Annotated in this window: 20 protein-coding genes, 5 tRNA genes and 2 rRNA genes; all 27 read right to left on the bottom strand. The window is 53.3% G+C overall.

What is annotated here, in order from left to right; translation table 11 throughout:
- Positions 1–10: 10 nt before the first annotated feature.
- A complete protein-coding gene (rplB, locus tag MELB17_RS11910) occupies positions 11–838 on the bottom strand; it encodes a 50S ribosomal protein L2 (RefSeq protein WP_007350499.1) in 828 nt (275 codons plus the stop codon).
- Positions 839–855: 17 nt separating this feature from the next.
- A complete protein-coding gene (rplW, locus tag MELB17_RS11915) occupies positions 856–1149 on the bottom strand; it encodes a 50S ribosomal protein L23 (RefSeq protein ID WP_007350500.1) in 294 nt (97 codons plus the stop codon).
- Entirely contained in the window at positions 1146–1751 is a 606-nt protein-coding gene (gene rplD, locus MELB17_RS11920) for a 50S ribosomal protein L4 (RefSeq protein ID WP_007350501.1), read from the bottom strand. The genes rplW and rplD overlap by 4 nt, the downstream gene beginning before the upstream one ends.
- Before the next feature lie 11 nt (positions 1752–1762).
- Complete coding sequence (rplC, locus tag MELB17_RS11925) at positions 1763–2401, bottom strand: 50S ribosomal protein L3 (RefSeq protein ID WP_007350502.1); 639 nt, start codon at positions 2399–2401, stop codon at positions 1763–1765.
- A 75-nt stretch (positions 2402–2476) separates the two neighbouring features.
- On the bottom strand, positions 2477–2788 hold the full coding sequence (gene rpsJ / locus MELB17_RS11930; protein WP_007350503.1) for a 30S ribosomal protein S10: 312 nt from the start codon (positions 2786–2788) through the stop codon (positions 2477–2479).
- A gap of 185 nt (positions 2789–2973) precedes the next feature.
- Complete coding sequence (tuf, locus tag MELB17_RS11935) at positions 2974–4170, bottom strand: elongation factor Tu (protein WP_007350504.1); 1197 nt, start codon at positions 4168–4170, stop codon at positions 2974–2976.
- A 35-nt stretch (positions 4171–4205) separates the two neighbouring features.
- On the bottom strand, positions 4206–6311 hold the full coding sequence (gene fusA / locus MELB17_RS11940) for an elongation factor G (RefSeq protein ID WP_007350505.1): 2106 nt from the start codon (positions 6309–6311) through the stop codon (positions 4206–4208).
- A gap of 18 nt (positions 6312–6329) precedes the next feature.
- A complete protein-coding gene (gene rpsG / locus MELB17_RS11945) occupies positions 6330–6800 on the bottom strand; it encodes a 30S ribosomal protein S7 (RefSeq protein ID WP_007350506.1) in 471 nt (156 codons plus the stop codon).
- A gap of 111 nt (positions 6801–6911) precedes the next feature.
- On the bottom strand, positions 6912–7286 hold the full coding sequence (rpsL, locus tag MELB17_RS23815; protein WP_007350507.1) for a 30S ribosomal protein S12: 375 nt from the start codon (positions 7284–7286) through the stop codon (positions 6912–6914).
- A gap of 163 nt (positions 7287–7449) precedes the next feature.
- A complete protein-coding gene (rpoC, locus tag MELB17_RS11950; protein ID WP_007350508.1) occupies positions 7450–11664 on the bottom strand; it encodes a DNA-directed RNA polymerase subunit beta' in 4215 nt (1404 codons plus the stop codon).
- Between the two features lie 76 nt (positions 11665–11740).
- Positions 11741–15817: a DNA-directed RNA polymerase subunit beta gene (gene rpoB / locus MELB17_RS11955; protein ID WP_007350509.1), complete on the bottom strand. Its 4077-nt coding sequence runs from the start codon at positions 15815–15817 to the stop codon at positions 11741–11743.
- Between the two features lie 241 nt (positions 15818–16058).
- Positions 16059–16430: a 50S ribosomal protein L7/L12 gene (rplL, locus tag MELB17_RS11960; protein WP_007350510.1), complete on the bottom strand. Its 372-nt coding sequence runs from the start codon at positions 16428–16430 to the stop codon at positions 16059–16061.
- A 39-nt stretch (positions 16431–16469) separates the two neighbouring features.
- The gene (rplJ, locus tag MELB17_RS11965; protein WP_007350511.1) at positions 16470–17000 is read right to left on the bottom strand and encodes a 50S ribosomal protein L10; all 531 of its coding nucleotides are present in this window, start codon (positions 16998–17000) and stop codon (positions 16470–16472) included.
- Positions 17001–17269: 269 nt separating this feature from the next.
- On the bottom strand, positions 17270–17968 hold the full coding sequence (gene rplA, locus MELB17_RS11970) for a 50S ribosomal protein L1 (protein WP_007350512.1): 699 nt from the start codon (positions 17966–17968) through the stop codon (positions 17270–17272).
- 1 nt (position 17969) lies between these two features.
- The gene (gene rplK / locus MELB17_RS11975) at positions 17970–18401 is read right to left on the bottom strand and encodes a 50S ribosomal protein L11 (RefSeq protein ID WP_007350513.1); all 432 of its coding nucleotides are present in this window, start codon (positions 18399–18401) and stop codon (positions 17970–17972) included.
- Between the two features lie 102 nt (positions 18402–18503).
- Entirely contained in the window at positions 18504–19037 is a 534-nt protein-coding gene (gene nusG, locus MELB17_RS11980) for a transcription termination/antitermination protein NusG (RefSeq protein WP_007350514.1), read from the bottom strand.
- Positions 19038–19049: 12 nt separating this feature from the next.
- Positions 19050–19418: a preprotein translocase subunit SecE gene (gene secE / locus MELB17_RS11985; RefSeq protein ID WP_007350515.1), complete on the bottom strand. Its 369-nt coding sequence runs from the start codon at positions 19416–19418 to the stop codon at positions 19050–19052.
- Between the two features lie 33 nt (positions 19419–19451).
- Positions 19452–19527: transfer RNA gene (locus MELB17_RS11990), tRNA-Trp, on the bottom strand.
- 51 nt (positions 19528–19578) lie between these two features.
- On the bottom strand, positions 19579–20775 hold the full coding sequence (gene tuf, locus MELB17_RS11995) for an elongation factor Tu (protein WP_007350504.1): 1197 nt from the start codon (positions 20773–20775) through the stop codon (positions 19579–19581).
- Positions 20776–20824: 49 nt separating this feature from the next.
- Positions 20825–20900 (bottom strand) — tRNA-Thr (locus MELB17_RS12000).
- Positions 20901–20913: 13 nt separating this feature from the next.
- Positions 20914–20988, bottom strand: a tRNA-Gly gene (locus tag MELB17_RS12005).
- A 9-nt stretch (positions 20989–20997) separates the two neighbouring features.
- Positions 20998–21081 (bottom strand) — tRNA-Tyr (locus MELB17_RS12010).
- Between the two features lie 38 nt (positions 21082–21119).
- A tRNA-Thr gene (locus MELB17_RS12015) sits at positions 21120–21195 on the bottom strand.
- A gap of 254 nt (positions 21196–21449) precedes the next feature.
- On the bottom strand, positions 21450–22193 hold the full coding sequence (locus MELB17_RS12020) for a type III pantothenate kinase (RefSeq protein ID WP_007350516.1): 744 nt from the start codon (positions 22191–22193) through the stop codon (positions 21450–21452).
- Positions 22190–23155 carry a biotin--[acetyl-CoA-carboxylase] ligase gene (locus MELB17_RS12025; protein WP_007350517.1) on the bottom strand — a complete coding sequence of 322 codons (966 nt, stop codon included), beginning with the start codon at positions 23153–23155 and terminating at the stop codon, positions 22190–22192. The genes MELB17_RS12020 and MELB17_RS12025 overlap by 4 nt, the downstream gene beginning before the upstream one ends.
- A 217-nt stretch (positions 23156–23372) precedes the next feature.
- Positions 23373–23486, bottom strand: a 5S ribosomal RNA gene (gene rrf, locus MELB17_RS12030).
- Between the two features lie 99 nt (positions 23487–23585).
- Positions 23586–24241, bottom strand: a 23S ribosomal RNA gene (locus MELB17_RS12035); the annotation flags it as partial.

Raw genomic sequence — 24241 nt, forward strand, 5'->3', positions numbered from 1 at the left:
ATGTAGTCGTTTACTTGGCTGAACGACGACGTACTATCATCTTATCAGTACGCTTGTTCTTACGAGTCTTATGCCCTTTGGTCGGAACACCCCATGGAGTAACTGGGTGACGCCCGCCAGAGGTACGCCCTTCACCACCACCGTGTGGGTGGTCAACTGGGTTCATAGCCACACCGCGTACCGTTGGACGCTTTCCGCGCCAACGTGATGCACCCGCTTTACCAAGCCGCTTGAGACTGTGTTCACTGTTGGATACTTCACCCAACGTAGCACGGCAATCTACAAGCACCTTTCGCATTTCACCTGAGCGCAGGCGGATAGTCGCGTAAGCGCCTTCCCGAGCAACCAGCTGTACGGATGCGCCCGCAGAGCGAGCCAACTGTGCACCTTTACCAGGCTTGAGCTCAACGCAATGGATCACAGAACCAACCGGGATATTCCGCAGCGGCAATGTACTTCCCACCTTGATAGGCGCGTCGATTCCTGAGCGCACAGGCTCACCGATCTGCATGCCCTTAGGAGCGATAATGTAACGGCGCTCGCCATCGGCGTACTTGATCAGCGCAATGTGCGCCGAGCGGTTAGGATCGTATTCAATGCGCTCAATTGTCGCAAGAATACCATCTTTAATCCGCTTGAAGTCTATTATGCGGTAGTGCTGTTTATGGCCACCACCAATGTGACGGGTAGTGATACGGCCATTATTATTACGGCCACCCGACTTGCTTTGCGATTCGACCAACGGCTCGTAAGGGCGCCCTTTGTGTAAATCCGGGTTGTACAGCTTTACAACGTGACGGCGTCCGGGAGATGTTGGCTTGGTTTTGACGATCGGCATATTACGACCCCTTTACCTTATTCCACATCCAGAAAATCGATGTCCTGACCTTCAGCCAGCTTTACATAAGCCTTACGAATGTCATTACGCTTGCCGAACCCGCGAGCTGTGCGTTTAAGCTTGCCCTTACGATTCAGAACCTGAACACCTTCGACGGTGACGTTGAACAATTGCTCAACGGCTTTTTTAATCTCGGGCTTGGTGGCGTCCGGGGCGACCCGAAACACTACCTGACCGTGTTCGGCCACACGAGATGCTTTCTCCGATACGTGAGGCCCTAAAAGAACCTTATAGATACGTTCCTGATTCATCCCAGCATCTCCTCGATTTTCTTCAGAGCGGGAACAGTCACTACGATTTTCTCGTGAGCAACCAGGCTAACCGGATCCAGACCCGCAACATCACGCACATCGACGTGAGGCACGTTGCGCGAGGCCAAGTGCAGATTCTGATCAAGGTTTTCCGACAGGATCAGCACGTTGCTTAAACCCATGTCAGCCAACTTGGCAGTAAAGGCCTTGGTCTTGGGGGTGTCGATTGAAAAATCGTCAACCACAATCAGGCGTTCCTGACGGACCAGCTCGGACAAAATGGAGCGCATTGCAGCGCGGTACATTTTACGGTTTACCTTTTGCTCGTAGCTGCGAGGCTTCGCTGCAAAGGTAACACCACCGGAGCGCCAAATTGGGCTGCGGATAGTACCAGCACGAGCACGACCAGTACCCTTCTGACGCCAAGGCTTTTTACCACCACCCCTGACTTCTGAACGGGTCTTCTGAGCCTTGGTACCCTGACGGCCAGCAGCCATATAGGCTACAACCACTTGGTGAACCAGTGCTTCATTAAAATCTTTTGCGAAAGTAGCCTCGGAAACCGTAATTCCCTGACCGCTACCTGTAATTGTCAATTCCATCGAACCGCTCCTCAGGCTTTAACAGCAGGCTTGATGACAACATCGCCACCAGTCGCGCCGGGGACGGCACCACTAACCAGCAGAAGATTGCGCTCAGCGTCGACACGGACAATTTTCAGGTTTTGCACAGTAACCTGCGCATTACCCATCTGGCCCGCCATCTTTTTGCCTTTGAATACCTTGCCCGGAGTCTGGTTTTGACCAATGGAACCCGGAGCACGATGAGACAGGGAGTTACCGTGGGTAGCATCCTGCATGGCGAAGTTCCAGCGCTTTACGCCGCCCTGGAAACCTTTACCTTTGGATGTACCTGTGGCGTCAACGGCCTGACCGTCTTCAAAGACTGACGCAGTAATTTCGCCGCCGGCAACCAGGTCTTCACCTTCGCCGTCTGCCAAACGAAATTCCCATACGCTACGGCCCGCTTCAACACCGGCTTTTGCGAAATGGCCTGCTGCACTCTTGTTAACACGAGAGGAACGACGCGAACCTACCGTTATCTGAACTGCACGGTAGCCGTCGTTTTCAAGAGTTTTGAGTTGGGTGATGCGGTTAGAATCAACCTCGATCACCGTTACGGGCAACGCTTGCCCGTCTTCCGTAAATATACGGGTCATACCGGCCTTGCGACCGACAATACCAATTGCCATGTTTCACCTCTAAGTGTACGGGGCTTGCACCCTCTATGGCCTTATGACAGTTACACAGGTTAATACCGAGCGGTATTAACCGAGGCTGATCTGAACGTCTACACCTGCTGCCAGGTCTAGTTTCATCAAAGCATCTACTGTCTTTTCCGTCGGCTCAACAATGTCGAGCAAACGCTTATGGGTACGAATTTCATACTGGTCGCGCGCGTCTTTGTTGACGTGCGGTGAAACCAGAATCGTGAACTTTTCCTTGCGCGTAGGCAAAGGAATAGGTCCGCGCACCTGAGCGCCGGTCCGCTTAGCGGTGTCGACAATCTCTTGCGTAGACTGGTCGATCAGGCGGTAATCGAACGCCTTCAACCGAATCCGAATCTTTTGGCTTTGCATGTTGCACCAAACTCCACTCGTAGCAGCGAACCCGTCGCTGACCTTCAAAAAAGGAGCCGCATTGTATGCATAATAAACAACCCTGTCAACAGCTATGCTGATTGGCTCGGCCGACGCATACATTGCAACTGAAATAGAAAAAGGGGCTGATCAAGTCAGCCCCTTTTCCAGACCCTACGAGTAGATTACTCGAGAATCTTGGCAACAACACCGGCGCCTACGGTACGGCCGCCTTCGCGAATCGCGAAGCGCAGACCATCTTCCATGGCGATCGGAGCAATCAACGTCACTTCCATCTTCACGTTATCACCCGGCATAACCATTTCTACGCCTTCTGGCAACTCACAAGCACCGGTGACATCGGTGGTACGGAAGTAGAACTGCGGGCGATAGCCCTTGAAGAACGGAGTATGACGGCCGCCTTCGTTTTTGCTCAGCACGTACACTTCGCACTCAAACTTGGTGTGCGGCTTCATGCTGCCTGGCTTACACAGAACCTGACCACGCTCAACGTCGTCACGCTTGGTGCCGCGCAACAATACACCAACGTTCTCGCCGGCACGACCTTCGTCCAGCAGCTTACGGAACATTTCAACGCCGGTGCAAACCGTTTTGACCGTGTCTTTGAGACCAACGATTTCCACTTCTTCACCAATCTTGACAATACCACGCTCTATACGACCGGTTACAACTGTACCACGGCCAGAGATAGAGAATACGTCTTCGATAGGCATCAGGAACGGCAGATTAATCGCACGCTCAGGCTCAGGGATGTACGAATCCAGCGCTTCTACCAGCTTACGAACAGCGGTAGTGCCCATTTCGTTGTCATCACGACCTTCCAGAGCCATCAACGCAGAACCGGTGATGATCGGAGTGTCGTCAGCCGGGAAGTCGTACATTTCCAGCAGATCGCGTACTTCCATTTCTACCAGCTCAAGCAGCTCTTCATCGTCAACCATGTCCGCTTTGTTCAGGAACACAACGATGTAAGGAACGCCTACCTGACGTGACAGCAGGATGTGCTCGCGGGTCTGCGGCATAGGGCCGTCAGCAGCGGAGCAAACCAGGATAGCGCCGTCCATCTGCGCCGCACCGGTGATCATGTTTTTCACATAGTCAGCGTGGCCCGGGCAATCTACGTGTGCGTAGTGACGGTTCGGGGAATCGTACTCAACGTGAGACGTAGCAATGGTAATACCACGCGCACGCTCTTCAGGAGCATTGTCGATCTGGTCAAAAGCACTTGCGGAACCTGTTCCCCATACATCGTGGCATACACGAGTCAGGGCAGCTGTCAGAGTGGTCTTACCATGGTCAACGTGACCAATGGTGCCCACGTTCAAGTGTGGCTTCTTACGTTCGAATTTAGATTTAGACACAGTTACACCTCTTCCTGTTACTCAAGTCTTGGGTATCAACCCTTTTTGATAATTGCTTCGGCAATGTTATTTGGCGCTTCGGCGTACCGCGAAAATTCCATCGCATAGGACGCACGACCCTGAGTAGCGGAGCGCAGATCTGTGGCATAACCGAACATTTCCGACAACGGAACCTCGCAACGCACGATCTTTCCACTAACACCGTCTTCCATGCCCTGAATCAGGCCACGACGACGGTTCAGGTCACCTACCACATCACCCATGTAATCTTCAGGTGTTACCACCTCAACCTTCATCAACGGCTCCAGCAAAGCCGGACTCGCCTCCAGTGCGCCTTTCTTCATCGCCATGGAACCCGCGATTTTGAACGCCATTTCGTTGGAGTCCACATCGTGGAAGGAACCGTCGTACAAGGTTGCCTTGATACCCAGCAGCGGGTAACCGGCCAGACAGCCGTTCTTCATCTGCTCAATGATACCCTGCTGAACCGCCGGGATGTATTCCTTGGGCACAGTACCACCAACGATTTCGTTGACGAAAATGAAGTTTTCGGCGTCTTCTTTGTCCAGGGGCAGCGGGTCAATCCTGACTTTAACGTGACCATACTGACCGCGACCGCCTGACTGACGCACAAACTTACCTTCGACATCGACCGACTTACGGATGCACTCGCGATAGGCCACCTGGGGCTTACCGATGTTTGCCTCAACACTGAACTCGCGACGCATGCGATCAACGATAATATCCAGGTGCAGCTCACCCATACCGGAGATGATCGTCTGACCAGACTCTTCGTCGGTACGGACCTGGAAGGACGGATCTTCCTGGGCCAGCTTACCAAGTGCAACGCCCATCTTCTCCTGATCGGCTTTCGTCTTTGGTTCAACCGCTACAGAAATAACCGGATCCGGGAACTCCATACGCTCAAGAATAATCTTGTGGTTTTCGTCGCACAAAGTATCGCCGGTGGTAACGTTCTTCAGACCAATTGCAGCAGCAATATCGCCTGCAAGCACTTCCTTGATCTCTTGGCGATCCTTCGCATGCATCTGAACCATACGGCCGACACGCTCTCTTTTGCCCTTCACGGAGTTATAAACGGCGTTGCCAGACTGAAGCGTGCCAGAGTAAACCCGGAAGAACGTCAAGGTGCCAACAAAGGGATCTGTTGCAATCTTGAATGCCAGAGCGGCAAACGGCGCAGCGTCGTCAGCTTTACGGGTCTCTTCGGCCCCGTTTTCGTCGACTTCACCACGAATCGCCTTAACTTCATTCGGCGCCGGCAAGAATTCAACAACAGCATCCAGCACTGCTTGGACGCCCTTGTTCTTGAACGCAGAACCACAGGTCGCAACAACGATCTCGTTTGCCAAGGTGCGCATCCGAAGACCTTTCTTGATGTCTTCGACGTTGAGCTCGCCTTCGTCGAGGTAGCGCATGGTTAGCTCGTCGTTCGCTTCTGCAGCCGCTTCCATCATTTTTTCGCGGTACTGGGCCACTTCGTCCGCCATCTCGGCAGGCACATCACGCTGCTCATAAGTTACGCCAGAATCATCCGGGTTCCAGTAGATCGCCTTGTTACGAATCAGGTCGATTACACCGGCAAAATCCTCCTCCGCGCCAATCGGCAACTGAACCGGAATACATTTTGCGCCCAGACGTTTTTCGATCTGACCCACTACGCGCAGGAAGTTAGCACCAGCCCGATCCATCTTGTTGACGAACACCATGCGTGGCACTTCGTACTTATTGGCCTGACGCCACACAGTCTCGGACTGCGGCTCAACACCGGAAGAACCACAAAACACAACAACAGCGCCGTCAAGCACACGCAATGAACGCTCTACCTCGATGGTAAAGTCAACGTGTCCCGGGGTGTCGATAATATTGATGCGATGCTCAGGATACTGCTTGTCCATACCCTGCCAAAAGCAGGTCGTTGCAGCAGACGTAATAGTAATACCACGCTCCTGCTCCTGCTCCATCCAATCCATGGTCGCCGCGCCATCATGGACTTCACCGATTTTGTGCGAGACACCTGTGTAGAACAGGACCCGCTCGGTGGTTGTGGTTTTGCCCGCATCAACGTGCGCAACAATACCAATGTTTCGATATCGCTTAATCGGAGTCTTACGTGCCACTGTATAAACCTCGGCTGTTTAGAAACGGAAGTGAGAGAACGCCTTGTTGGCTTCTGCCATGCGATGAACATCTTCCCGCTTCTTGACGGCGGCACCCTTACTTTCTACAGCATCGAGGATTTCCCCGGCCAGGCGCTGCGCCATGGATTTCTCACCGCGCTTTCGTGAAAAGTCAACGAGCCAACGCATAGCCAGCGCGTGCTGACGGGAAGGCCGTACTTCGACCGGCACCTGGTAGGTAGCACCACCCACACGACGGGACTTAACCTCTACCATCGGCTGGATGTTCTCCAGGGCCTTTTCGAACATGTCGATCGGCTCTTCTTTGGATTTTTCGGCAACAATAGTGAGCGCGCCATAAACAATGCGCTCTGCTACGCCTTTTTTACCGCTTTCCATCACGTGGTTGATGAATTTGGCAAGACGTGCACTGCCGAACTTAGGATCTGGGATGATTTCCCGCTTTGCTGCAATTCTTCTTCTAGGCATCGATAAGCCCTTAATGTTAAAAGGTCTTCAGGAACCCCTGAGATAGCATCAGCTACTCAGCCTTACTCTCATCGTTCTAACAAGCAACGATAAAAGACACCCGATCTAAGATCAGGATTTGGGTCGTTTTGTACCGTACTTGGAGCGGCCCTGCTTACGGTTCTGTACACCCTGGGTGTCCAGTGTTCCGCGAACAGTGTGATAACGCACACCCGGAAGATCTTTTACTCGACCACCCCGGATTAGCACAACACTGTGCTCCTGAAGGTTGTGACCTTCACCACCAATGTAAGAGGAAACCTCGAAGCCGTTAGTAAGACGAACACGACACACTTTACGCAGTGCTGAGTTCGGCTTCTTTGGCGTTGTGGTATATACACGAGTGCACACACCACGGCGCTGAGGACATGCCTGAAGAGCAGGGACATCGCTCTTGGCTACCTTGCGTTTACGAGGCCTACGCACCAACTGATTAATCGTTGCCATGTAAGCAAACTCCAAAAACCGTATAAATGAAATTTACCCCCAATGAAGGGGGTAAAATTTAGGGGACGCAAGTTTAAGCCCGCACCCCCGGACAGTCAAGATGACTGTTCTCTTTTTAACCACCCAGATGTGAGTAACTACCCCTAGGTGGCCGCCGTTTAACTCAGCCTTCGCGGTTGAGTTCGGCGCTCAGTGCTTCTTCGACATCGGCCGCCGTCACGCCCTGCTGTTCCAGTTCGCGCTTGCGACGACGTGCCGCGTGATACGCCAGACCGGTACCCGCAGGTATCAGTCGACCAACCACCACGTTTTCTTTCAGACCGCGCAAGTAGTCACGTTTGCCAGTTACTGCACCTTCGGTGAGCACCCGCGTGGTTTCCTGGAACGAAGCCGCAGAAATAAACGATTCGGTTGCCAGCGACGCTTTGGTAATACCCAACAGCAGACGTTCGAACCGTGCCGGTTCTTTGTCGGCGACATTAGCCGCTTCGTTGGCTTCCAGTACCCGGTTGATTTCGACAGAATCGCCGGAAATCATCTGGGTATCGCCCGGATCGGTGATTTCAACTTTGCGCAGCATCTGACGCACAATAACTTCGATGTGCTTGTCGTTGATGACCACGCCCTGCAGACGGTAGACGTCCTGGATTTCGTTGGTAATGTATCTTGCCAACTCAACCACACCCAACAGACGCAAAATATCGTGCGGGTTCGACGGGCCGTCCGAGATTACCTCACCCTTTTCAACCGTTTCGCCTTCAAACACGTTCATCTGACGGTGCTTGGGAATCAGCACTTCATAAACATCGGCGTCACGCGGAGTGATCACCAGGCGCTTCTTGCCTTTGGTTTCCTTGCCAAAAGACACGGTACCGCTGACTTCCGCAAGAATCGACGACTCTTTCGGGCGACGAGCCTCAAACAGATCAGCAACCCGCGGCAGACCACCGGTGATGTCACGGGTCTTCGAGCTTTCCTGAGGAATACGTGCAACCACGTCACCCAGCTCGATGCGAGCGCTGTTCGCCATAGTCACCAGTGCATTGGCGGGCAGGAAGAAAATCGCCGCGCCTCCGGTCGGCAGATCAACATCGTTGCCGGCCTCATCCAACATCTGGATAGCAGGACGAATGTCCTTACCAGCGGCCGGGCGCTCTTTCGGATCGATAACTTCCATCGTCGACAGGCCGGTAAGATCGTCGGTCTGGGTGCGCACGGTAATGCCCTGATCCATGTTGACGAACTTGGCCGTACCTTCGGCTTCGGCAATGATCGGGTGAGTGTGTGGATCCCATTTTGCCACGACTACGCCAGCTTCAATCACGTCGCCGGTTTTCACCGACAGTACGGCACCGTAAGGCAGCTTATACCACTCGCGCTCACGGCCCTGTTCGTCGGCAATCGCCAACGCCGAGGAGCGAGAGATAACCACCAGCGAACCGTTGCTCTTTTCCAACGATTTCAAGTTGTGCAGGCGAACGGTACCACCGTGCTTGACCTGAATATTGTCTACCGCAGAAGCCCGACTTGCCGCACCACCAATGTGGAAGGTACGCATGGTCAGCTGGGTACCCGGCTCGCCAATAGACTGGGCTGCGATAACGCCAACAGCTTCGCCCACGTTAACCTGATGGCCACGGGCCAGATCACGTCCGTAGCACTTGGAGCAGATGCCGTGTCGGGTATTACAGGTAATCGCAGAGCGCACCCATACTTCGTCGACACCAGCGCCTTCAATCGCTTCGATGGCTTTTTCGTCCAACAAAGTACCGGCCGTAATAATCGCGGTGTCTTTGTCGGTCGGAGTAAACGCATCACGTGCCGTTACCCGGCCCAGTACCCGCGCACCCAAAGGCACAACAACGTCGCCGCCTTCGATGTGCGGTATCATCAACAGACCTTCGGTGGTTCCACAATCTACTTCGGTAACCACCAGATCCTGAGACACATCCACTAGGCGACGGGTCAGATAACCGGAGTTTGCGGTCTTCAGAGCGGTATCGGCCAAACCCTTACGAGCACCGTGGGTGGAAATAAAGTACTGAAGTACGTTAAGACCTTCACGGAAGTTGGCGGTAATCGGCGTTTCGATGATCGAGCCATCTGGCTTGGCCATCAAACCACGCATACCTGCAAGCTGACGAATCTGCGCCGCGGAACCCCGGGCGCCGGAATCGGCCATCATGTACACGGAGTTGAAAGACTCCTGCATGACCGGCTCACCGTTCTCATCCATCAACGGCTTGCCATCAGGCCCCATAACCGCTTCTTTTGCCAAGCGCTCCATCATGGCCTTAGAGACCTTGTCGTTGGCGCGTGACCAGATGTCGATAACCTTGTTGTACTTTTCGCCCTGAGTCAGCAGACCGGACGCGTACTGGTTTTCAATATCTTTTACTTCCTGTGTCGCAGCATCCACCAGCTTGTACTTCTCTGGCGGAATTTCGAAGTCATTAAAGCCAATCGAAATGCCGGATACGGTGGCGTACTGATAACCGGTGTACATCAGCTGGTCAGCAAAAATAACCGTTTCTTTCAGACCCGCATCGCGGTAACAGATGTTGATCAGGTTAGAGATCGCTTTCTTGACCATCGGCTTGTTGATCAGGCTGTAAGACAGACCATCAGGTACAATGTCAAACAACAGCGCACGACCCACCGTGGTTTCCACGATGTTATAACTCTCGCTACGGCTGCCGTCTTCGGCGATCGCCACTTCCCTTACCCGAACTTTAACGGTGGCTTGCAAGTGTACTTTGCCAGCGCCGTAAGCGCGGTGTACTTCTTTAACATCGGCAAACACCATGCCCTGGCCCAGCGCATTTTTGCGCTCGCGGGTCATATAATACAGACCCAGCACCACGTCTTGCGACGGCACAATGATAGGCTCGCCGTTTGCCGGTGATAGCACGTTGTTAGTGGACATCATCAACGCCCGAGCTTCCAGCTGAGCTTCGATAGTCAACGGTACGTGTACCGCCATCTGGTCCCCGTCGAAGTCGGCGTTGTAAGCAGCACACACTAGCGGATGCAGCTGGATAGCCTTGCCTTCAATCAGTACCGGCTCGAACGCCTGAATGCCCAAACGGTGCAGCGTAGGCGCACGGTTCAGCATGATCGGATGTTCCCGGATGACTTCGTCCAAAATATCCCAGACCACACCCTCTTCGCGCTCGACCATTTTCTTGGCCGCTTTGATGGTGGTGGCCAAGCCGCGATGCTCAAGTTTGGAGAAAATAAACGGCTTAAACAATTCCAGCGCCATCTTCTTAGGCAGACCGCACTGGTGCAGGCGCAGGTACGGACCTACTACGATGACCGAACGGCCCGAGTAGTCGACTCGCTTACCCAGCAAATTCTGACGGAAACGACCTTGCTTGCCTTTAATCATATCGGCAAGAGATTTCAGTGGACGCTTGTTAGTGCCAGTAATGGCCCGTCCACGGCGTCCGTTGTCCAGCAACGCGTCAACCGCTTCCTGCAACATGCGCTTTTCGTTACGCACGATAATGTCGGGAGCGTTCAGTTCCAACAGGCGTTTCAGACGGTTGTTACGGTTGATCACCCGACGGTACAGATCGTTCAGGTCAGAGGTCGCAAAGCGACCACCGTCCAACGGTACCAAGGGGCGCAGGTCTGGCGGCAGAACCGGCAGAACGGTCATCACCATATCGCCCGGCTTGTTGCCGGAGAACAGGAACGCCTCAAGAATTTTCAGACGCTTGCTGAATTTCTTGATCTTGGTTTCCGAGTTGGTCTGCGGAATTTCTTCACGCAGACGGTCAACTTCTTCCTGCAGGTCGATAGCTTGCAGAAGTTCTTTGATGGCCTCGGCGCCCATGCGAGCGTCGAATTCATCACCGAACTCTTCCAGAGCTTCGAAATACTGCTCGTCGTTCAGCAACTGACCGCGCTCCAACGTGGTCATGCCTGGCTCGATCACGATGAAGGATTCGAAGTACAACACCCGCTCTATATCGCGCAGAGTCATGTCCAGCATCAGACCAATGCGTGACGGCAGCGACTTAAGGAACCAGATGTGAGCTACCGGGCTGGCCAGCTCGATGTGACCCATGCGATCGCGGCGGACGCTGGCCAAAGCCACTTCCACGCCACACTTTTCGCAAATAACACCGCGGTGCTTCAAGCGCTTGTACTTTCCGCACAGGCACTCGTAGTCTTTGATCGGGCCAAAAATCTTGGCACAGAACAAACCGTCACGCTCTGGTTTGAACGTGCGGTAGTTGATCGTTTCAGGCTTTTTCACTTCACCGAAGGACCAGGAACGGATCATGTCAGGTGATGCCAGACCAATACGGATGGCATCAAATTCTTTGCTCTGATTCTGGCTCTTGAGAAGATTCAATAAATCTTTCATCAGTAAAAGCTCCGGATGGCGTTAATCTCGGGCGGGCACCGTTGGTGCCCGCTCACGCTGCCAAAAACAATTCGGCTCAATCGGATTCCAGCTCGATGTCGATACCCAACGATCGAATTTCTTTGACAAGAACGTTGAAGGATTCGGGCATGCCCGGCTCCATACGATGATCGCCATCAACAATGTTCTTGTACATTCTGGTCCGACCGTTTACATCATCAGACTTGACGGTAAGCATTTCCTGCAGTGTATACGCTGCACCGTAGGCTTCCAGAGCCCACACTTCCATCTCGCCAAAGCGCTGACCACCGAACTGCGCCTTACCACCCAGCGGCTGCTGGGTAACCAAGCTGTACGAGCCAGTGGAACGAGCGTGCATTTTGTCATCGATCAAGTGGTTCAACTTGAGGATATACATATACCCTACTGTGATCGGGCGATCAAAAGCATCACCGGTACGACCATCGAACAATCGGGTCTGACCGGTTGTGCTAAGGCCTGCCAGCTCGAGCATGTGTTTGACTTCCGCTTCTTGAGCACCGTCAAACACCGGCGTAGCCATGGGCACACCACCGCGAAGGTTGTTACACAAGTCGAGGATTTCCCGATCGTTCAAGGAATCCAGATCTACCTGTGTCACTTCGGCTGAATGGTTGTAAATCTCATCCAGCAGTTTACGAAGCTCAGCAACCTTGCGCTGCTCATCCAGCATACGACTGATACGCTCGCCCAGGCCTTTGGCTGCGGCACCCAAATGGGTTTCCAGAACCTGACCTACGTTCATGCGCGAAGGCACACCCAGAGGGTTCAGAACGATATCAACGGTGTTGCCGAACTCGTCGTACGGCATATCTTCAATCGGCTTGACCGCCGAAATTACACCCTTGTTACCGTGACGACCCGCCATCTTGTCACCTGGCTGGATGCTGCGCTTGATAGCCAAGTACACCTTGACGATTTTCTGAACGCCTGGCGCCAGATCATCGCCCTGCTGCAACTTACCTTTCTTGTCGTCAAAACGCGCTTCGTGATCTTTCTTGCGCTCTTCCAGGCCCTGCTCGGATTTCTCCAGCAACTCATTCAAATCGTCGCCTTTCATGCGCAATTTGAACCATTCCGGACGCGGCAGATTCAACAGATAATCCGCTTCCAGCTTGCTGCCTTTTTTCAGGCCTGGGCTACTGATCACTTCCTGGCCCTCAAGGGCGTTCAGCAAGCGCTCGTAGGTGGCACCTTCAACAATGCGATACTCGTCCTTCAAATCTTTGCGGTACTTGTCCAGCTGCTGTTTTTCAATCACTTGCGCTCGCTGGTCCTTTTCGATGCCGTCACGGGTGAATACCTGAACATCGATAATCGTACCACGGGTGCCTGTCGGCACGCGGGAGGAGGTGTCTTTTACATCGGACGCCTTCTCACCGAAGATAGCTCTTAGGAGCTTTTCCTCCGGCGTCAACTGGGTTTCACCTTTCGGTGTTACCTTGCCGACCAGAATATCTCCGGCGCTAACTTCCGCGCCAATATAGACAATACCGGACTCATCCAGCTTGGACAGCGCGCTCTCACCCACGTTCGGGATGTCGGCCGTAATTTCTTCGCTACCCAGCTTGGTATCCCGCGCCACACAGGTCAGTTCCTGAATATGGATCGTGGTCAGGCGATCTTCCTGCACCACTTTTTCAGAGATAAGGATGGAATCCTCAAAGTTGTAACCGTTCCATGGCATGAACGCGATACGCATGTTCTGGCCCAGCGCCAACTCACCAAGATCTACCGATGGACCGTCGGCCAATATGTCACCACGAGCAATGACATCGCCCTGGCGCACAATCGAGCGCTGGTTGATACAGGTGTTCTGGTTCGAGCGGGTGTATTTGGTGAGGTTATAGATATCCACACCAGCGTCACCAGCTTCGGTCTCTTCGTTGTTCACCCGCACTACAATACGTGCCGCGTCAACGCTTTCAATTTCGCCGCCACGACGAGCGGTTACGCATACGCCAGAATCCTGGGCCACGATACGCTCAACACCGGTACCCACCAAAGGCACTTGTGCGCGCAGCGTAGGTACGGCTTGGCGCTGCATGTTCGCACCCATCAGAGCGCGGTTAGCATCATCGTGCTCGAGAAACGGAATCAGCGATGCGGCTACGGAAACAACCTGACGCGGTGACACATCCATGAAGTTAACCGCTTCCGGTGGCATAACCGTGGTTTCGTTTTGGTGACGAACCGTCACCAGCTCCTCAACCAGACGATTGCCGTCGTCCATCTCTGCACTAGCCTGAGCGATAACGTAGTTGCTTTCTTCAATAGCAGACAGGTACACCAGCTCGTCGGTGACCAAGCCATCGGCTACTTTCCGGTACGGGCTTTCTAAAAAGCCGTAGGAGTTGGCACGGGCAAAAGTCGCCAGAGAGTTGATCAGGCCGATGTTCGGCCCTTCCGGTGTTTCGATCGGACACACGCGGCCGTAATGGGTCGGGTGTACGTCGCGAACCTCAAAGCCGGCGCGCTCACGGGTCAGACCGCCTGGCCCAAGCGCAGAAATGCGGCGTTTGTGAGTCACTTCTGACAGCGGGTTGTTCTGGTCCATAAACTGGGACAGCTGGCTGGAGCCAAAGAACTCCTTCACCGCCGCCGCAACTGGCTTGGCGTTGATAAGGTCCTGAGGCATCAAGCCTTCGCTTTCTGCCAGACTCAGACGCTCACGCACGGCGCGCTCTACGCGCACCAAACCAACACGGAACTGGTTTTCGGCCATCTCGCCCACACAACGCACACGGCGGTTGCCCAGGTTATCGATGTCGTCTACCTGGCCTTGACCGTTACGGATGTCGATTAGCGTCCTAAGCACGTCGATAATATCGGCGTGGGTCAGAATGCTCTCACCGGTGCTTTCATCGCGGCGCAAACGACGGTTCAACTTCATACGACCGACTGCGGACAGGTCGTAACGCTCTTCAGAGAAGAACAAATTGTTGAACAGATTTTCCGCCGACTCTTTCGTGGGCGGCTCTCCGGGGCGCATCATCCGGTAAATTTCTACCAGTGCTTCCAGCGGTGTGCGGCTAGGATCGTTGCGCAAGGTATCCGACATGAACGGACCACAATCCAGATCGTTGGTGTACAGCGTTTCAATATCCGTAACGCCGGCGTCCAGGATGGTGGTGATCAGCTCTGCGGTCAGCTCCGAGTTACACTCAACCAGCATTTCCCCGGTTTTGGTGTCGATCATGTCTTTGGCCAAAACGCGGCCATACAGATACTCGGTCGGCACTTCCAGCTCGGAGATATTGGCTTTTTCAAGCTGCTTGATATGGCGCGCGGTAATACGGCGGCCTTCTTCAGCAATCACGTTACCGTCTTTGTCCTTGATATCGAAAGTTGCGATATCGCCACGAAGACGGCTTGGAACCAATTCAAGCTTGCACGTTTCAGCGCCAATGTGGAACTTCGAGGTTTCGAAGAACATTGCCAGCATTTGCTCGGAGGTGTAACCCAACGAGCGCAGCAGGATGGTCGCCGGCAGTTTGCGGCGACGATCAATGCGCACAAATACGGCATCTTTCGGGTCAAACTCGAAGTCCAACCAGGAGCCACGATAAGGAATCACCCGGGCTGAATACAACAGCTTGCCGGAGGAGTGGGTCTTACCCTTGTCGTGATCAAAGAATACACCAGGTGAACGATGCAGCTGAGAAACGATAACACGCTCGGTACCATTGATAACGAAGGTACCGTTTTCAGTCATCAGGGGCATTTCGCCCATGTAGACTTCCTGTTCCTTGATGTCCTTGATCGCCTTGTTGGACGATTCACGGTCATAAATAATCAGCCGAACTTTTACACGCAAAGGCGCGGCATAGGTGACGCCCCGAAGCTGACATTCTTTGACGTCAAAAACCGGCTCACCTATACGGTAACTCACGTATTCAAGCGCGGCATTACCAGAGTAACTGGCAATCGGGAATACGGATTTAAATGCCGCATGAAGACCGGTTTCCCGGCGATCTTCAGCAGCAGATTCGCTTTGAAGGAAGTCCCTGAACGAATCCAGCTGAATAGACAGCAAATAGGGGACATCCATCACGGACGGCAACTTACTAAAATCTTTGCGGATCCGCTTTTTTTCAGTGTAGGAGTAACTCATCTGCATTCCCCAGCGTTAAATCTGATACCTGGTATCAAGAAGCAACCATTGTTCTGCTTCGGGGCCGAATTGCTCGGCATATCGCGCCGTCTTGAACGTGAACCTGATCACGGCCCGGTGGCTCAAAATCAACCAAAAAACCGCCTTCAGACTCTATAGCATATACAACAGAAAAAGGCCGGTGGCTCATAAGCCACCAGCCTGACCATGCTAGTGCATGGCGCCGATCAGAAACCGACTATTACTTAAGTTCAACAGAAGCGCCTGCTTCCTCAAGCTTTTTCTTGGCTTCTTCAGCTTCGGCTTTGCTAGCGCCTTCCTTAATGGTAGAAGGAGCGCCGTCAACCATTTCCTTCGCTTCTTTCAGGCCCAGGCCTGTCAGCTCGCGAACGGCTTTGATGACGTTAACTTTCTTTTCGCCGATTCCGGTCAATACTACGTCGAATTCGGTCTGCTCTTCAACAACTTCAGCGGCAGCAGCAGCAGGTGCAGCGGCAACAGCAGCGGCAGCAGAAACGCCGAACTTTTCTTCCATTGCTTCAACCAGAGCAACAACATCCATTACGCTCATTTCAGCAATTGCGTTCAAAATCTCTTCGTGGGACAGAGCCATGACTTTCTCCGAAAAATAATAAAATGGTGTTCAACAGAATCAAGCAGCTTCTTGCTTCTGGTCGCGAACTGCCGCTACTGCACGGGTTACTTTGGTTGGAACTTCGATCAAAGTACGTGCGAGCTTGGTGATTGGTGCCTGTGTAACCGCTGCCAGCATAGTCAACGCTTCGTGACGCGTTGGTAGCTTGGCAAGGCGATCAATCTGGTCTGCGCCCATCAAAACTCCGCCAACGGCAAGACCTTTGATTTCGAACGCTTCTTTCTCTTTGGCAAAATCTTTCAACAGACGCGCAGCGGCGCCTGGATCTTCCATTGAAAAAGCCAGAATAGTCGGGCCGACTAGGGCCTCGCCGATGCACTCGAACTCGGTGCCGCGAATAGCGATCTTAGCCAGGTTGTTACGAACAACCTGGAGACGCACATTTTCAGCACGAGCTCTTGCACGCAGAGCCGTCATATCACCAGAGGTGACACCACGGTAGTCAGCCAGAACAACAGACAGAGCACCACCGGCAGTCTCGTTGACTTCAGCGACGATCGCTTTCTTGTCTTCGAGTCTAATTGCCACTGGATTTCTCCTCGATTTCGCCGGGAAAATCCCGGCAAACCCATCTATGCCCTCGAAAGCTTCTTCCCAACCTGCCTACTTTCTGCAGTGATTGCGATCCACTCTCCACGGGCTCCTAACGGTGTTTGGGTTCAGAGAACGTCTTCACACCGTCTGCGCAGGTATTGCTTTAACCCCTGTGGCGCTTTCAAAAAAGCAGCTTCGGGGGCCTGCGGTCTTTGACAGCCTTGGCTTCCGCCCAGACTACAAAGCAACTACCGATCAGGCGCCTAGATATCCAGAGCGCTCTGATCAATAGTCAGGCCAGGCCCCATGGTCGAAGACAGTGTGATCTTCTTCAGATACACGCCTTTGGACGATGAAGGCTTAGCCTTTTTCAAATCTGCGATCAGAGCTTCCAGGTTTTCCTGAATGTTCTTCGCAGAAAATTCAACATTACCCAGTGGAGAATGGATAATGCCGTTTTTGTCGGTGCGGTAGCGAACCTGACCCGCTTTAGCGTTTTTAACCGCTGTGGCTACGTCGGGGGTTACGGTACCTACTTTCGGGTTTGGCATAAGGCCACGGGGGCCTAGGATCTGACCCAGCTGGCCCACAACGCGCATAGCGTCAGGACTGGCGATAACCACGTCAAAATCCATGTTGCCTTTTTTAATTTCATCGGCCAAATCATCCATACCAACAATGTCGGCACCGGCTTCTTTGGCTTTCTCAACGTTAGCGCCCTGGGTAAATACAGCAACGCGAACCGTTTTACCGGTACCGTGCGGCAGAACCGTGCTGCTACGAACGACCTGATCAGACTTACGCGCATCCACACCCAGATTTACGGCAACGTCTACAGATTCTTTGAACTTAACGTGCTGACCCAGCTCAACCAGAAGGGCAACCGCATCTTCCATAGAGTATGCACGGCCAGCTTCTACTTTTTCACGAATCAACGTCTGACGCTTGCTTGGCTTTGCCATGTTACAGGCCCTCCACGGTCAGGCCCATACTGCGGGCTGTACCTGCAATAGTCCGAACCGCAGCATCCATAGTGGAGGCGGTCAGGTCCGGCTCTTTCATTTTCGCGATTTCTTCGAGCTGTTCGCGAGTTACTTTGCCAACTTTATCGGTGTTCGGGCGACCAGAACCACTTTTCACGCCTGCCGCTTTCAGCAGCAGTACCGGCGCGGGCGGGGTTTTGGTGATGAACGTAAAGCTGCGATCGCTGTACACAGTGATCACGGTAGGAATAGGAAGACCCTGCTCCATATCCTGCGTCCTAGCGTTGAACGCCTTGCAGAATTCCATGATATTTACGCCGCGCTGACCAAGAGCCGGTCCAACGGGGGGGCTTGGGTTGGCCTTACCGGCAGCAACCTGTAGCTTAATATAGGCATCAATTTTCTTTGCCATGATAACTCTCCTATGGGTTCAAACGCTTTTCAGCTCCCCGTTTGCAGACACAAAAAGCCCGCGACGCCATGGCGCGCGAGCTTTTATCTTATTGCTGCTAGATCAGTCTTTTTCTACCTGACCAAACTCCAGTTCAACCGGAGTGGATCGGCCAAAGATCAATACAGCAACCTTAACACGACTCTTGTCGTAATCAACTTCCTCAACAACACCATTGAAGTCCGCAAAGGGCCCTTCAACGACGCGAACAACTTCGCCCGGCTCAAACAGAGTTTTCGGTTTGGGCTTATCAGCACCGCTTTCAAGGCGGCGTAGAATCGCGTCCGCTTCTTTTTCCGTAATAGGTGCGGGCTTTTCTTTCGTACCGCCAATAAATCCGAGAACACGTGGCGTATTCTTTACAAGGTGCCATGTTGCGTCTTCAAGTTCCATCTGGACCAATACGTATCCGGGATAGAATTTGCGTTCGCTTTTGCGCTTCTTGCCGTCACGCATCTCGACGACTTCCTCGGTCGGAACCAGGATCTCGCCAAACTGCTCTTCCAGTCCGTTAAGAGCAACGCGCTCCTTCAGGGTGCGCATTACATGCTTTTCGAAGCCAGAATACGCATGTACCACGTACCAGCGCTTAGCCATTGCCCACTCCCATTAACCGATAAATCCGGCGACCAACAAACTGATTAGCGAGTCCATAACCCACAACAGCAAAGCCACAACTAAAACAAATACAATCACGATGACTGTTGTCTGTATGAGTTCCGGCCTTGTGGGCCAAACCACTTTGCGAATTTCGACACGCGCCTCTTTTAAAAGCGCGGCAAAGCGACCACCTCGTGATGTTTGCACTGCAACAAAAGCCGCGATGGCAGCTAATACCACTAATGCAATCACGCGATAAAGCAAAGACTCAGCAGCAAAATACTGATTACCAACCACGCCAACCGTGACCAGCAAAAATACTACAAGCCACTTTACAACATCTAAGCGGCTGCTTGACTTAACAGATCTTGACTCCATAGGAATCAACTTATGTATCTAGATGTTAAAAAATGGCAGGCCAGGAGGGAATCGAACCCCCAACCTGCGGTTTTGGAGACCGCTGCTCTGCCAATTGAGCTACTGGCCTGCACCGAAACAACTCAGTGCACTTCACCCCAGCAACACCCCAACTCGGGTATTACTCGAGAATCTTGGCAACAACACCGGCGCCTACGGTACGGCCGCCTTCGCGAATCGCGAAGCGCAGACCATCTTCCATGGCGATCGGAGCAATCAACGTCACTTCCATCTTCACGTTATCACCCGGCATAACCATTTCTACGCCTTCTGGCAACTCACAAGCACCGGTGACATCGGTGGTACGGAAGTAGAACTGCGGGCGATAGCCCTTGAAGAACGGAGTATGACGGCCGCCTTCGTTTTTGCTCAGCACGTACACTTCGCACTCAAACTTGGTGTGCGGCTTCATGCTGCCTGGCTTACACAGAACCTGACCACGCTCAACGTCGTCACGCTTGGTGCCGCGCAACAATACACCAACGTTCTCGCCGGCACGACCTTCGTCCAGCAGCTTACGGAACATTTCAACGCCGGTGCAAACCGTTTTGACCGTGTCTTTGAGACCAACGATTTCCACTTCTTCACCAATCTTGACAATACCACGCTCTATACGACCGGTTACAACTGTACCACGGCCAGAGATAGAGAATACGTCTTCGATAGGCATCAGGAACGGCAGATTAATCGCACGCTCAGGCTCAGGGATGTACGAATCCAGCGCTTCTACCAGCTTACGAACAGCGGTAGTGCCCATTTCGTTGTCATCACGACCTTCCAGAGCCATCAACGCAGAACCGGTGATGATCGGAGTGTCGTCAGCCGGGAAGTCGTACATTTCCAGCAGATCGCGTACTTCCATTTCTACCAGCTCAAGCAGCTCTTCATCGTCAACCATGTCCGCTTTGTTCAGGAACACAACGATGTAAGGAACGCCTACCTGACGTGACAGCAGGATGTGCTCGCGGGTCTGCGGCATAGGGCCGTCAGCAGCGGAGCAAACCAGGATAGCGCCGTCCATCTGCGCCGCACCGGTGATCATGTTTTTCACATAGTCAGCGTGGCCCGGGCAATCTACGTGTGCGTAGTGACGGTTCGGGGAATCGTACTCAACGTGAGACGTAGCAATGGTAATACCACGCGCACGCTCTTCAGGAGCATTGTCGATCTGGTCAAAAGCACTTGCGGAACCTGTTCCCCATACATCGTGGCATACACGAGTCAGGGCAGCTGTCAGAGTGGTCTTACCATGGTCAACGTGACCAATGGTGCCCACGTTCAAGTGTGGCTTCTTACGTTCGAATTTAGATTTAGACATCTGACAAACTCCCTAATCAACCAGGACCGTAACGTTGACCGGTAAATAATGGAGCTCATGAGCGGAGTTGAACCGCTGACCTCATCCTTACCAAGGATGTGCTCTACCGACTGAGCTACATGAGCACAAGAACTAAATTGGAGCGGGCAGTGGGAATCGAACCCACATCATCAGCTTGGAAGGCTGAGGTAATAGCCATTATACGATGCCCGCGAGCAATAATGGTGGAGGGGGCAGGATTCGAACCTGCGAAGCTTTCGCGTCAGATTTACAGTCTGATCCCTTTGGCCACTCGGGAACCCCTCCGAGCTAAATCCGCTACGCGGATCTGCAAAACTTTAAATTGGAGCTGGCGGACGGAATCGAACCCCCGACCTGCTGATTACAAGTCAGCTGCTCTACCAACTGAGCTACGCCAGCCCACACTCGCCTTAACAACGAGGCCGGTATACTACGGATTATCTTTTGGCTTTGCAACACCTTGGCGCTTATTGAAGGCGACAAAATAGATTCACCAAGAGCAACTCGCTATGTCCGGATAGGCTGCTCAACAAACGAGTGCAGCCTCACTCAAAAACGAGGGCATAGCTTAGCCGAAATCACCGCGCCTTTGCCACCTTTGACAGGCGTTTCCACCAATTTTTTTAGACCCTAAGTGCATTTGCACTCCTTGACTAACCGCAGAACCGCTCGCGATGGACTTTCGCCAGGCCATCAAGCACCAGTTCCGGCTCTATCTCCCCTTGAAAACCTATATGCTGCAGTCTTAAGGCATCGCCGCCAGTCAGCACCAGATCGCGTAATCCATAACTCTGTATATCTGCCAACACCCGATCTAAAAAGGCAGCGCTTAGCCAGGCCAGCCCGTGATTGACGCATTCGCTGGTCGACAGCCCCGGCCGGGTTTTCAAGTTGGGTTCTGGCTCAAAACCAATACGTGCGGCATCGCTGCTCAAGCTACGCAACATCATTTGCAAGCCAGGAAGTATGTAACCACCTAGGTGGTGGCCGTCTGCAGCTACGTAATCGACAGTTACCGCGCTGCCCGCGTCTACGACCGCAAAGCCCTGCCGACGCCTCTGCCAAGCGGCGTACATACCATGCCAACGGTCAGCACCCATCTTTGCCGGTTGCTGATAACCATTGACCAACCCATCACGCTCACGCTCGGACCAATAACAGGTCACCGGAGCAGCAAACCGCGACTCCAGGGCCGCCACCAGTTTGTGCTGGCGCTGCTCAGAGGCAACGGTTGAGACTGCCACGGACATTACCCGCTCACCTTTGGGCAAGCACAGAGCCTGCAATGGATCTGCGTCGGTCAAAAGACCAACGCCCCGTACTAGCACCTCGGCACTTTTCTGACGCTCAAGCCGCCATTTCAAACGAGTATTTCCGGAGTCAATCAGCAGTATCACGAGGCAACTCGCAAGCTGACTTCACCGGAGCGTACAGCGAACTCGCCTTCACTTGTCCGCAGCACATAGTTACCACTGTGGTCGATACCTTGACCAACGCCTTGCAGTTCGCCGTCACGGGCCATGATCTGACGACTAAAGAACACATCTCGAGACTGCCAGGAACTGCGAAACCCAGCAAAGCCAACACTCTGGAATTTGTCACTAGCATTCGCAATACTGGTGATCAACGTACTTACTAGTGCATTACGGCTCCAAGTCAATTGCGGCCGCGCAACCGCAAGACTCGTCCAGGCCTGATCAATAGCTGGCGCTGCGGTCATGTGCACATTCAAACCAAGACCCACAATAGCGTGTACAACGCCGTCCTGCAGCTCACCCTGAAGCTCAACAAGAATGCCGCCAACCTTGGCTCCGTCAATGAAGATGTCGTTCGGCCACTTTAACCCTACCGGAGCAGCTCCAAGGCACTCCAGTGCCTCTGCCACTGCCACACCCAGCACCAGACTGAGACCATCCACCGCAGAAAATCCGCCGGACAACGACAACCCCATACTCAGATAGATATTCTCGCCCGCCGGACTACACCAGGGCTGACCACGACGGCCACGGCCGGCTGTCTGGGTTTCGGCAGTGACAACAGGCGTTGCACACTCACCTCTGGCCAGCATGCGCATCACTTCTGCGTTTGTTGAGTCGATTTCATCGATCACGCTTAACGTCAGCGGCCGCGAGCTAGCCGACGCGACGTTTTTTACGATGATTTCCTGATCCAGAAAATCCACAGGGCTTGCTAACTGATAGCCATGGCCACGCACGCTTTGTATGTTGAAACCTTCCTTCAACGCTCGCCGTACTATCTTCCATATCGCGGTGCGGCTAACGCCGAACTCGGTGGCCAGTGACTGTCCAGAATGGATCTTGCCGTCATTCAAACGGGTTATCAATACCTTGGTTTTCATTCAGGGGTGCCCGTGTCAATGACTAAGCGCTGGATTAAACACTAAATCCGCACTAATTCAAAGCCTACGCATAACCTTGGAATTGGCGAATCACCAACCGGGGACAGATTTCACGAATAAGGGACATACTGGGGCACGGATTTGAAATCCGTGCCCCTGTTTTTCAGCCAAAAAAAAGCCCCGACGGCTTACGCTATCGGGGCATTTAGCAATAAGAGTCTGACGATGACCTACTCTCACATGGGCGAACCACACTACCATCGGCGCAGGCCTGTTTCACTTCTGAGTTCGGGATGGGATCAGGTGGTACCAGGCCGCTATGGTCGTCAGACAAAACGGTTGATCACTGGGGGATGAGATAGAACATTGGCTTTGTGGGCCGCGATAGCGATTTTTTCGTTGCGATATCCGCAATTGTCTTGGGTGTTATATAGTCAAGCCGCACGAGCAATTAGTATCGGTTAGCTCAACGCCTCGCAGCGCTTACACACCCGACCTATCAACGTCCTGGTCTTGAACGGCTCTTCAGGGGCCTCTAGGGCCCAGGGAGATCTCATCTTGGAAGGGGCTTCCCGCTTAGATGCTTTCAGCGGTTATCCTATCCGAACATAGCTACCGGGCAATGCCACTGGCGTGACAACCCGAACACCAGAGGTTCGTCCACTCCGGTCCTCTCGTACTAGGAGCAGCTTTCCTCAAATCTCCAACGTCCACGGCAGATAGGGACCGAACTGTCTCACGACGTTCTAAACCCAGCTCGCGTACCACTTTAAATGGCGAACAGCCATACCCTTGGGACCGGCTTCAGCCCCAGGATGTGATGAGCCGACATCGAGGTGCCAAACACCGCCGTCGATGTGAACTCTTGGGCGGTATCAGCCTGTTATCCCCGGAGTACCTTTTATCCGTTGAGCGATGGCCCTTCCATACAGAACCACCGGATCACTATGACCTACTTTCGTACCTGCTCGACGTGTCTGTCTCGCAGTCAAGCGGGCTTGTGCCATTACACTAACCGTACGATGTCCGACCGTACTTAGCCCACCTTTGTGCTCCTCCGTTACGCTTTAGGAGGAGACCGCCCCA

The organism is Marinobacter sp. ELB17, from assembly GCF_000169375.1.
In the GTDB taxonomy this organism is placed as follows: domain Bacteria; phylum Pseudomonadota; class Gammaproteobacteria; order Pseudomonadales; family Oleiphilaceae; genus Marinobacter.